At 69.8% G+C, this 9,936-nt stretch carries 16 protein-coding genes; 13 read left to right on the top strand and 3 right to left on the bottom strand.

Annotated elements, in window-relative coordinates; all coding sequences use genetic code 11:
* Nucleotides 1-106: 106 nt before the first annotated feature.
* The 3 genes from ABZ193_RS41955 to ABZ193_RS41945 form a co-directional block, all read right to left on the bottom strand.
* On the bottom strand, nt 107-1,393 hold the full coding sequence (locus ABZ193_RS41955) for a tyrosine-type recombinase/integrase (RefSeq protein WP_354714349.1): 1,287 nt from the start codon (nt 1,391-1,393) through the stop codon (nt 107-109).
* Nucleotides 1,393-1,848, bottom strand: a complete 456-nt coding sequence (locus tag ABZ193_RS41950) for a hypothetical protein (protein ID WP_354714347.1) — start codon at nt 1,846-1,848, stop codon at nt 1,393-1,395. The genes ABZ193_RS41955 and ABZ193_RS41950 overlap by 1 nt, the downstream gene beginning before the upstream one ends.
* Before the next feature lie 136 nt (nt 1,849-1,984).
* Nucleotides 1,985-2,506 (bottom strand): helix-turn-helix transcriptional regulator, encoded by a 522-nt coding sequence (locus ABZ193_RS41945; RefSeq protein WP_354714345.1) that lies wholly within the window; start codon nt 2,504-2,506, stop codon nt 1,985-1,987.
* A gap of 176 nt (nt 2,507-2,682) precedes the next feature.
* Between ABZ193_RS41945 and ABZ193_RS41940 the strand changes: the two genes are divergently transcribed.
* The 13 genes from ABZ193_RS41940 to ABZ193_RS41880 form a co-directional block, all read left to right on the top strand.
* A complete protein-coding gene (locus ABZ193_RS41940; RefSeq protein WP_354714343.1) occupies nt 2,683-2,925 on the top strand; it encodes a helix-turn-helix transcriptional regulator in 243 nt (80 codons plus the stop codon).
* Nucleotides 2,829-3,224, top strand: coding sequence for a helix-turn-helix domain-containing protein (locus ABZ193_RS41935; protein WP_354714341.1), 396 nt, complete (start codon nt 2,829-2,831; stop codon nt 3,222-3,224). The genes ABZ193_RS41940 and ABZ193_RS41935 overlap by 97 nt, the downstream gene beginning before the upstream one ends.
* A gap of 86 nt (nt 3,225-3,310) precedes the next feature.
* Nucleotides 3,311-3,928 carry a hypothetical protein gene (locus ABZ193_RS41930; RefSeq protein WP_354714340.1) on the top strand — a complete coding sequence of 206 codons (618 nt, stop codon included), beginning with the start codon at nt 3,311-3,313 and terminating at the stop codon, nt 3,926-3,928.
* Nucleotides 3,925-4,335 (top strand): hypothetical protein, encoded by a 411-nt coding sequence (locus tag ABZ193_RS41925; RefSeq protein WP_354714338.1) that lies wholly within the window; start codon nt 3,925-3,927, stop codon nt 4,333-4,335. Before ABZ193_RS41930 ends, ABZ193_RS41925 begins: the two co-directional genes overlap by 4 nt.
* A 97-nt stretch (nt 4,336-4,432) precedes the next feature.
* A complete protein-coding gene (locus ABZ193_RS41920; protein WP_354714336.1) occupies nt 4,433-5,341 on the top strand; it encodes a PD-(D/E)XK nuclease-like domain-containing protein in 909 nt (302 codons plus the stop codon).
* Entirely contained in the window at nt 5,338-6,558 is a 1,221-nt protein-coding gene (locus ABZ193_RS41915; RefSeq protein ID WP_354714334.1) for a hypothetical protein, read from the top strand. Before ABZ193_RS41920 ends, ABZ193_RS41915 begins: the two co-directional genes overlap by 4 nt.
* Nucleotides 6,555-7,847: an AAA family ATPase gene (locus tag ABZ193_RS41910; RefSeq protein ID WP_354714332.1), complete on the top strand. Its 1,293-nt coding sequence runs from the start codon at nt 6,555-6,557 to the stop codon at nt 7,845-7,847. The genes ABZ193_RS41915 and ABZ193_RS41910 overlap by 4 nt, the downstream gene beginning before the upstream one ends.
* Nucleotides 7,844-7,975 carry a hypothetical protein gene (locus tag ABZ193_RS41905; RefSeq protein ID WP_354714331.1) on the top strand — a complete coding sequence of 44 codons (132 nt, stop codon included), beginning with the start codon at nt 7,844-7,846 and terminating at the stop codon, nt 7,973-7,975. The genes ABZ193_RS41910 and ABZ193_RS41905 overlap by 4 nt, the downstream gene beginning before the upstream one ends.
* A 2-nt stretch (nt 7,976-7,977) precedes the next feature.
* Nucleotides 7,978-8,271 carry a hypothetical protein gene (locus ABZ193_RS41900; RefSeq protein ID WP_354714329.1) on the top strand — a complete coding sequence of 98 codons (294 nt, stop codon included), beginning with the start codon at nt 7,978-7,980 and terminating at the stop codon, nt 8,269-8,271.
* Complete coding sequence (locus ABZ193_RS41895; RefSeq protein ID WP_354714327.1) at nt 8,268-8,438, top strand: hypothetical protein; 171 nt, start codon at nt 8,268-8,270, stop codon at nt 8,436-8,438. Before ABZ193_RS41900 ends, ABZ193_RS41895 begins: the two co-directional genes overlap by 4 nt.
* Nucleotides 8,435-9,142, top strand: a complete 708-nt coding sequence (locus tag ABZ193_RS41890) for a hypothetical protein (protein ID WP_354714325.1) — start codon at nt 8,435-8,437, stop codon at nt 9,140-9,142. Before ABZ193_RS41895 ends, ABZ193_RS41890 begins: the two co-directional genes overlap by 4 nt.
* Nucleotides 9,142-9,684 carry a hypothetical protein gene (locus tag ABZ193_RS41885; protein WP_354714324.1) on the top strand — a complete coding sequence of 181 codons (543 nt, stop codon included), beginning with the start codon at nt 9,142-9,144 and terminating at the stop codon, nt 9,682-9,684. Before ABZ193_RS41890 ends, ABZ193_RS41885 begins: the two co-directional genes overlap by 1 nt.
* A partial coding sequence (locus ABZ193_RS41880; RefSeq protein ID WP_354714322.1) for a LuxR C-terminal-related transcriptional regulator occupies nt 9,681-9,936 on the top strand: 256 nt, incomplete at its 3' end. The genes ABZ193_RS41885 and ABZ193_RS41880, both read left to right, overlap by 4 nt.

Below are 9,936 nucleotides of genomic sequence, written 5' to 3'. Positions count from 1 at the left end.
GTGGGCCCGGAGAGACTCGAACTCTCACTGGCATGGACCTACTTTCTCGTCGTTTTGCGGTGTCCTATGGCGGTTTGTGTCGTTCCAAATTGCCTGGTCATGCTGCCTAGCGCGCGATCTCAAGTCCTCCGTAGTCCTCCGGCGTTCTAGGCATGTCTGCTGCAATCGGTGCTGTATATCCCTTTAGGACGGACAACTGCCGTTGCATGTCCGCGAGCTGTGCGGCCAGGACCTCAACGTCCACAGCGGGCACCGCCGGTTCCACCGGCGTCACCTTCCCGCGCCGCCGGTCGAGAGCGTCCCGGACCCCGTCGAAGCCGGTGTCGGACAGGTGGGCGTACATCTTGGTGATCTCCCACGAGGAGTGCCCCATCAGCTCCGCCAGCTCCGCGACCGACACGCCCTCCTGGATCAGCCACGAGGCGTAGGTGTGCCGCATGTCGTGCGGCCGCACCCGGCCCTCGACGCCGGCCAGGTCGAGCGCCTTGCGCCAGATCGTCTTGCCCCAGTCGTTCGACTTGATCGGCGCACCGCGGGCGCCGCGGAACAGCAGGTCACCCCCGCACCGGCTGATGTCGTGGGTGAGCCCGCACGTGCTGCCCCGACCCCGCGCGGCGTGCTCGCGGTACTGGAGCAGCTTGCCCGTGAGGTCGGCCGGCAGCGGGACCGTGCGCCGCTGCTTGTCCTTGAGCGGCGAGATGGTCCGCGACTTCTGGTTGAACTGCTCGACCACGTGGATGACCTTGCGGTCGAAGTCGATGCGGTTCCAGTGCAGTCCTGCCAGCTCGCCGAACCGGAGGCCGGTGTTCACGCCCAGCCACACGATCAGGGCGTTGAACCCGTCCATGTAGAAGGTGATGCCCTCGACCTCGTCAGGGGTGAGGTACCGCTCGACCCCTTCCGGAAGATCCGGATAGGGCACCGGTTTCGCCGGGTTCGCCCCGAGTCGCTTCGCTTCGACGGCCGCATTGAGCGAGGTCTTCAGCAGCATCAGGGCGTTGCGGACGGTCCAGGGCGATCGCTTCCTCTCCGTCCGGCGACGGGGCTTCAGCATGCCCTTGACCCACTTCGACACCTCCAGCGTGGTGATGTCCTTGAGCGGGACCTTTCCCCAGTGCGGCGTGATGTGGTTGTCCGCGGTCGACCTGTAGCAGTCGTCGGTGGCGTAGGACAGGTTCCGGGACTCGTGCCACAGCTCGAACCAGGCGCCCCAGGTGATCTTGCCCCCCTCGACGTCGACCGCGCCGGGCTCGCGCTGCTCGGACTCGAGTCGGCTGGCCTCGCGAAGCGCCTTGGGGCGCTGGGTGAACGTGCCGGCGGACTGCTCGCGGCCGAGGGCATCGCGGTAGCAGCCCTGGTACTTGCCGGAGGAGAGCTGTCGTGTCCAGGCCATCAGTTCTCCACGGGTCGGAGTCTGGCGACGTTGCTGGTGCCGGTCTGGGCTGGGACTTCGCTGTCGGCGAAGGCTTGCGCCCAGAGGTTGCCGCGATCGGTGAGGGTTCGCATTCGGTGTAGCTCCTCTCTGAACTCAGCGGTGAGCCGCCGGAGGTCTTCACGGACCTCGTCGGTCAGCTCCTGCATTTGATCTTCGATCTCCGTGGTGATCTTCCGACGTGTCTCGAAATGCAGCTTCTTCGTCCGCCGGAGCATCCTCTGATGCCCGATGATTTTGAATACGCCTTGCCACGAAATCGCACTGAAAACTGCGCCGAGCAGTGCCGGGCTACGTGGCCAGTCGGCCAGGTCGATCATGACCGTCATGGCAACGGTGAAGGCGGTGACGAGGACTGATCCCTCGACTGCGAGTCGGAGCAGGTTGTGGCGGGGACGTGGGTTGACGACGGACACGTGCGGTCCCTTCCGGTGGTGCGCGACTTGGTGATCTACCGTCGGCTCTACCGGGTGATCGACACGGCCTGTTAGCAGTTCACGGTCGATTCGCCGAGATATTCGCTCATATGGACGGTGTTTGATTCCATTTGGGTCAACTGGCCGCTTGACTATCACCTGTCTGTAGTGCGCTCTCATCACCCGACGGGGGTAACTCACTCGCTTCACTGCGGAGCTTCAAGGCCTTTCGCAGGAACGCCTCGGCCGCTTCGTGTCCCTCGGCAGCCTCGACTAGCGCCGCAACGTGTCCCAGCTCCTGGTAGCTCATCTCCAAGAGTTGCTGGCGGGCGTCGGTCTTCTGGTCGGGAATCGCACCTTCCGGGTTGGGCTCGCGCGGCGCGTCGGTCGGCGCCTTGGGCGCGGCGTCGAGCGGTTGTGACGGGGGCCGCTCAATTCCGCGCTCCAAGATTGCGCGAGCCGTGCCGATCGGCCAGCCGGCCGATCGGTCCAGCATGGTGAGGGTCTTGCCGCGGGGGCGTACCTCTTCTCGTTCAATCCGCTGGACTGTCGCGATCCCCAGTCCGCTGCGGTTCGCGAACTCCAGCTGGGAGAGCTCAAGGTCGCCGCGGGCCGCCTTGACGGCGTCCGCCAGTCGCTTCACATCACTTCCCGTCACTCGTACAGCATGACGTGCGGGTCTAGTGCTGTCTACGCGGGCTAGCGGCCTTGACCTTGGTCTGTTGCGATCAGAGCGCATCGATGTCACCTCCTTTCACATCACAGTTGTACCGCTTCGCATCGCTTCAAATCAAGTACTTGTAGAAGTGAGTTGAAGCGATGTAGAGTGATTGCATGGTTAAGAGGAACGACGAGATGGTGCCGGTCCGGCAGGAGGTGATGGCTGCCCGCCGGAACGGCCGCGGCCTCACTCGCCCTCAACTGGCCCAGCGTGTGGAGTGCTCTCCCTCCCACCTCGCCAACGTCGAGGCCGGCCGGAAGTGGGCGAAGCTCGCCCTGGTCAACCGCATCGCCCGCGAGCTCGGCTGCTCCACCGACGAGCTGATCAACCACGACGCACTCAGGGCGGCGGCGTGAGCAGCGGGAACGCGGGCACACACCCGACGGGTGGCGCCGGATCCGGCCCCGGCCGCGTGGCAGATGACGAGCAGACCTGGTGGACCCCCGCCGAAGCTGCGTCGTACGCGCGGTGCAGCCGGAATCGAGTCCACCTGGCGCTCGAATCGGGCGAGTTGCACGGACACCAGGCTCGCAAAGGCGGCCGGTGGCGCATCAAGCGCGAGGCCGTGGACGCCTGGATTCAGGGCCTCGACGAGAGCCAGGCCGCGGCGCTGTGCGGATGCATACAGCTCCGGCCAGTACGCCGCGCTGCCTGATTCCCACCCATGAAGAGACCCGTCTCCGCGCCGCTACCGCGGAAGACGGGCCGAGACCACCGGAACCCCACAGGAAGGAGCACCCGGTGACCAGCACGATCGTACCCGGCAAGCACGACCCCGACGGAGCAGCGACTGCCGACGGCTACGCCACCGTCCCGTTTATCGAGGTGTGGCGCAGCGTCCGCGGAGACCAGCCCGTCCAGGCCGACACCACGCATCGCCAGCACGCGCCCGAGGAAACCACCGTCGTCGACCTGCTGCCGATCTCCGGCGCCCTGCCCGCCGACCTGCCGGTGCCGGGCCCGCGTTTCGGCGCTTGGGCATGGCTCGAGCGGCTGACCGCGCGGGTGCGCAGCTGGTTCGCGCAGGAGGCAGACGAGGCCGATGTGCCCGCCGTGGTCTCGCAGGTGGAGCAGACCATGCCGATCCCGCGGCACGCCGACATCGTCGCCCTCATCGAAGCTGCGGGCGCGCGCGGTCTGTTGCTCGAGGTTGACCCGCACTTCGTGAGCTGGCCGTGCGACTGGTGCGGGATGGAGAACGCGGTCGCGGTCATGCGGGTCAGCGCGACCGACCGGCACTGGCAGATCGAACCGTGCCGCGACTGTGCGCCCGCTGCCGTGCGCCGTGTCCCCGGTGACGCGGACATCGCGATCGAGCTGCCCGAGCACGCCACCAACATGCTGGAGGCCCTGCGATGAGCGCGAACGTCTGGCACCCGCAGAGCACGCTGTTCCGCGTCCTCGCCGAGCACGTCGGCTTCTTCCCCGACCTGTCGCACGTGATCGTTCACCGCGGGGACAGGGAGGTGGCCGCGGAGCTGCAGGTCAGCGCTCGCGAGTTCCTCGGCGAGGCCGGCGCCGCGCCCGCCGTGCTGATGTGGGCGAAGACCCTGGCCGGGCCGCGGGTCTACCTCCGTCGGCACGGCGAGGAGGGACACCGCACCGAGGTTCGGGTCCGGGGCGGTATCGACGACCTGATCGTGGACGTGTGGGTGATCGAGGACGGCGAGCTGCACCGCCTGGTCGACCCGACGAAGTGGACCACCGAGATCACCGTCGACCAGCTCGCGCAGTACGTCGCGACCGGCGCCCTGGAGGCGGTGTGAGTGCCGACATCACGGCCCTGATGCCGGTGCCCGCGCTGGCCGTCGCCGTGCTCGTGCTCCTGACCCTCCTGGGCGTCACGGTGGGAGGTGGTCGACGATGACCGCCACCCTGGAGCGCCTGCAGATCACCGAGCCCGGGGTCTACGACATCCCGGCCGAGGCCTACCACGCCGACCCGGTCCCCGGCGGCTCGCTGTCCTCGTCCGGCGCCCGGTTGCTGATGCCGCCGAGCTGCCCGGCGATCTTCAAGCACCGCATGGACAACCCCGAGCCCTACGTGAAGGAGTTCGCGCTCGGCAGCGCCGCGCACAAGCTTGTGCTCGGCGCGGGCGACGAGTTCGCGGTGATCGACGCCGCTGACTGGCGGACCAAGGCTGCCCGGCAGGAGCGCGAGGAGGCGCAGGCCGCCGGGCTGATCCCGCTGCTGCAGCACCAGTTCGACCAGGTCGAGGCCATGGCCCAGGCGCTGCGCGAGCACCCGACCGCGTCGGCGCTGTTCGACTCCGCGCGCGGCGGCCGGCCAGAGCAGGCGCTGTTCTGGCGCGACAAGCTCACCGGCATCACCCGCCGCGCGCTGCTCGACTGGCTCCCGGCGAAGGTGCCTGGCCGACGGATGATCCTGGCGGACTACAAGACCGCGGCCAGCGCCGAGCCGACCGCGATCGCGAAAGCGGTCTACAACCACGGCTACCACCAGCAGGCCGCCTGGTACATCGACGGCGTGGTCGAGCTCGGCCTCGACGAGGACCCGGCGTTCGTCTTCGTGTTCCAGGAGAAGGAACCGCCCTACCTGGTGACCGTCATCGAGCTGGACCGCGTCTCGCTGATGTGGGGCGACGTGCTCAACCGCGCCGCGCTCGCCCGCTACCGCCACTGCGTGGAGACCGGCCGCTGGCCCGGCTACGCCGACGACGTCCAGCTCGTCTCCCTGCCCGTCTGGGCCCAGCGCGAATACGAAGCCGCGGAGTCGCGCGGCGACTACAACCCCGGAGGCATCACCCGATGACCAGCACCGACATCACCCTGCCCTCGGCTGCCGCGCCGGCTCCGCGACCCGACCAGGTCGGGCAGGCCACCGCGATCGAGCAGTCCCGCGCGATCGCCCAGGTCCAGGCGGCCGTCCTCATCGCCCGCCAGTACCCGCGCAACGTGCAGCGCGCCATCGCCGCCATGCAGGAGGCCACCGCGCGGCCGTCGCTGGCCAACTCCGCCTTCTACGAGTACCGCCGCGGCGGCGAGCGCGTCACCGGGTCCACGATCAAGCTGGCCCAGGAGCTGGCGCGCATCTGGGGCAACGTCGACTTCGGACTCGCCGAGCTCTCGCTCGACACGGTCGCCGGGCAGTCCGAGATGCTGGCCTACGCCTGGGACCTGGAGTCCAACGCCCGCTTCTCCCAGATCGTGATCGTCAAGCACATCCGCGACAAGAAGGTCAACGGCGAGAAGATCGCCGAGCGCGTCTCGGACCAGCGCGACATCTACGAGCTGAACACCTCCAACGCAGCTCGCCGACTGCGCGAGTCCATCCGCCGCGTGGTGCCGGACTGGTTCTTCGAGGAGGCCGAGGCGCGCTGCCGCGCCACCTTGGAGAACCCGGGCGACGGGCTCACGGTGCCCCAGCGGATCGCGAAGGTCATCCGCGCGTTCGAGAACGGGTTCGGCATCGACGTCAAGCGCCTGGAGGAGCGCGTCGGCAAGGCGGCCGACAACTGGACCGCGTGGGACGTCGCGCAGCTCACGATCACCGGCGACTCGCTGCACCGCGGCGAGTTGCGCGTCGAGGAGGAGTTCCCGCAGCGCCGGGTCACGGCCGCCGAGATCGCCGGGGCCACCGCGCCGACGGCGCAAGCCGCTCCTGGCGCTACGGCGGAGCCCACTGCCGATGCCGCGGCCGCAGCACCGCAGACGGAGCCCGGGCCGGCCCCTGAGCCCGCGCAGGCGGAACCCGCCGACGCGCCCGCGAAGGCCGAGGCCTCGGTCACGAAGGCCCAGCTCGACAAGCTGCACGCCACCCTCACCGAACTCGAGGTGAAGGAGCGTGCCGACAAGCTCAGCGTCACATCGATGATCGCTGGTCGGAAGCTCGCCTCCTCCGCGGACCTCACCATGCGCGAGGCCTCGAAGGTCATCGAGACCCTCACCCGCTGCCTCGGAAGTGCCGAGCCCGTGCGCGAGCTGGACGCGGTCCTGGCCTCCCTCGACAGCCAGGAGGCGAGGGCATGACCAGCGTGGACAACGGGCTGCGGATCCTGCAGCTGACGGCCGAAAACCTCAAGCGCATCAAGGCCGTCGACATCACGCCCGAGGGCGACGTCGTCGTGATCTCCGGCCGGAACGGACAGGGCAAGACCAGCGTGCTCGACGCGATCGAGTTCGCCCTGGCCGGCACCGCCGCGCAGAAGACCACCCCGCGCCCGATCCGCGACGGCGAGGACACCGCGCGGGTCGTGCTCGACCTCGGCGACCTGATCGTGAAGCGCGAGTGGCGTGGCGACCGCCAGGCCCTCACCGTCACCGCCCGGGACGGCGCGAAGTACAGCTCGCCGCAGCGGATGCTCGACGACCTGATCGGCCGCCTCAGCTTCGATCCGCTCGCGTTCAGCCAGCTGTCCGAGAAGGACCAGCGCGCGCAGCTGCTGTCCCTGATCGAGACCCCGTTCGATCTCGCCCAGCTCGACCAGGAACGGCAGGCGGTCTACGACGAGCGCACCGCCGTCAACCGCGACGCGAAGCGCCTGGCCGCGCAGCTCGACGCCATGGAGCGCGCGCAGCCCGGGCTCCCGGCTGAGCCGGTCGAAGCTGCCGAGGTGCCCCTGGCCGACGCGATCGCCGAGCTGCGCGAGGCCCAGAACGCGCACCAGCGCTACGAGATCGCGCTGCGCACCCACCACGACGCCGCGGCCCGGGTCGAGGAGCTGCGCCGCCAGCTGGCCGAAGCCGAGCAGGTGCTGGCCGAGTGGCCGAAGCCGGACGGGACCACCCTGCCGGACGTCGCCGCGCTGCAGGCGAAGGTCGAAGGCCTCGACACCGCGAACCGGCAGGCCCGGGCCGAGGCCGCGGAGACGAACCGGAAGATCGCGGCCGCGGCGGAGTACCGGCGGCAGGAGCAGATCTTGGTCGCCACCAAGGGCACCGCCGACGACCTCACCGAGCGCCTGGCCGCCATCGAGCAGACCAAGGCCAACGCCCTCGCCGCCGCCCGGATGCCGATCGCGGGGCTCGGGTTCGACGAGCACGGCGTCACGTACAAGGGCGTGCCGTTCTCGCAGTGCTCCGCCGCCGAGCGCCTCCGCGTCTCACTCGCCATGGCGATGGCGCTCAACCCGCGCCTGCGGGTCATCCGCATCACCGACGGCTCCTTGCTCGACTCGGACAACATGCGGCTCATCGAGGAGATGGCCGGCCAGCACGGGTTCCAGGTGTGGGTCGAGCGCGTCGACGAGTCCGGCTCGGTCGGCGTGGTCATCGAAGACGGCGAGGTCCGGCTGGCGCGGCAGGAGGTGGCGCCGTGAAGGACTACGTCCCTGCCGCCGCCCAGATCTCCGGGAAAGCCTGCCTCTGGATCGTCGGCGTGCTCCTGGCCGCCGTCCTCGGGCCGCTCCTGGTGATGGTGCTCGCCGACTGGATCGGGAGGTACTGACCATGCCCGACCTCAACCCCGGCCAGCGCGTCCGCATCGGCGTCACCTACGGCACCGTCATCCCGCACCACGACACCGTGCGGGTCCGGCTCGACACCGGCCACGAGGCAAACTTCGCCACCCGCGTCGTCGTGCCCATCGACAGCCCGGAGCCCGGCAAGGAGTGGGCCGTCCAGCACCCGGACTTCACGCTCGTGCCGCAGAGCGAGAGCGCCGCCCGCTTCACCCAAGCCCAGATCCCAGGCTCCGTGCTCGTCCACTGGGACGGCGAGCAGTGGCAGGCGGTGACCCCGTGAACCACGCGCTCGCGACCGCGGCCTACAACACCGCCTTCGCCCTGCTCCTCCTCGACAGCCTCGTCCCCTGCCCGCCGCTGCGCCACGCCGCCGGCAAGGTCGCCAACTTCGGGCACAAGCTCGCCGCCGCGCAGGCCCGGGCAGACCGAACCAGGGCGCTGCCATGACGTCGACGAAACCGGACGTGTATGCGGTGCTGAAGCGCACCGACGAGCGGATCGCCCGCCAGCGCGGGTACGACCCGCTCGGGGACGACACGATCAAGCCGTTCGCGGACGCCGTTCGGCCGCTGATCGAGACCGGCGCTGCGGCCGGTCCGAGTCCGGCTGCGGCCGCCGAGCTGCAGCACAAGGACGACGTGATCGCGGAGCTGCGGCGGATCGTCGATGGGCACGCCCGGTCGTGCGACCGGCTCCAGGCCGACAAGCAGCGCCTGGCCGAGGAACTCGAGCAGGCGCGCGCCGAACTTGCCGCCGCCAGAGCGGAAGCGAACGAGGCGAAGGCCGAGTTCCGCGGCGCCAGCGGCGAGGTGAACCGCCTGACGAGCGAATTGCGCGCGGGCCGGCAGCAGCTGACCCGCGCCATGGCGGCCGCCGACGAGGAGGCCGCGAAGCTCAAGGCGCGCATCGCTGAGCTGGAGCAGGTCGCCGACCGGTCCTCTGCGGAGGGCGCAGCGCATCGGCACTTCTACCTGGCTGCGGAGCCGGGGCAGCCCATCGGGCCGTGCATGGATCCGGCGTGCGGCAAGCCGTACCCGCGCAACCACATCGCCGACCGCTCGGCCGAGGTCTCCTCGACGCCGCAGGAGCCGTGGGCGCCGCTGTTCCAGCAGATCCGCGGTGAGCTGGCCGACTGGGGGAGCGGGGGCTGATGAACGAGACCCAGCAGCACGCGCTGCCCCTGTGGTCCGGCGGCGACATCAGCGCCTACCGGCCGATGTTCGCCGTCGACGAGCGCGTCGGGTACCGCGGTGACCCGGCGTGGCGGGGCCGCGTCGTGCAGGTCGCGTTCGACAAGGCCAGCAACCGCAACCACTTCTGGGTCATCTGGACCATCGGGCAGCCCGGCGGCCCGCACGTCTACACCGCCGGATCGCTCTGCCGCGCACCCGAGCTGACCGCGGCCGAGCGGCGCCGCGAGCGGCAGGGCGAGTGGCTCACCAGCGGGTTGCACCCGCTCACCGCCGCCCTGGGCTGGCCGCTGCGCCTGCACCCCGACGCCCCGCCCGCGGCCGACCACAACGCCCCCGGCCCGCGCTGCGGCACCTGCCTCTTCCGCGAGCTGCTCAAACACCACGACAACACCTACGCCAAGTGCGCCGCCGGGAACGGCGCGCGCCGCACCCACGGCCCCGGCACGGACATCCGCGCCTGGTGGCCCGCGTGCATCGACCACCAGGAGTGGAACTCATGAACGATGCCACCGCGACCCTGGACAAGCCGACGCTGCTGCTGTTCACCGCGTGGGCCAAGGCCAACCACATCAACCTGACGCCACGGCCGGCGACCGCGACCCGCCCGAGCCAGATCACGGCCGAGCAGATCTACACCGACGAGCGCCAGGTGCCCGAAGGGCAGTTGCTCACGCTGCGCGAGTACCAGGTGCTCGCCGGCATGGCGCTGGGCATGACGAACGAGGAGATCGGTGCCGACCTCTACATCTCGG

Origin of the sequence: Amycolatopsis sp. NPDC006125 (assembly GCF_040614195.1) — a bacterium.
Classification (GTDB): domain Bacteria; phylum Actinomycetota; class Actinomycetes; order Mycobacteriales; family Pseudonocardiaceae; genus Amycolatopsis_E; species Amycolatopsis_E tucumanensis.
Note: the sequence above shows the minus strand (reverse complement) of the source record. Positions and strands in the feature narration are given on the sequence as shown.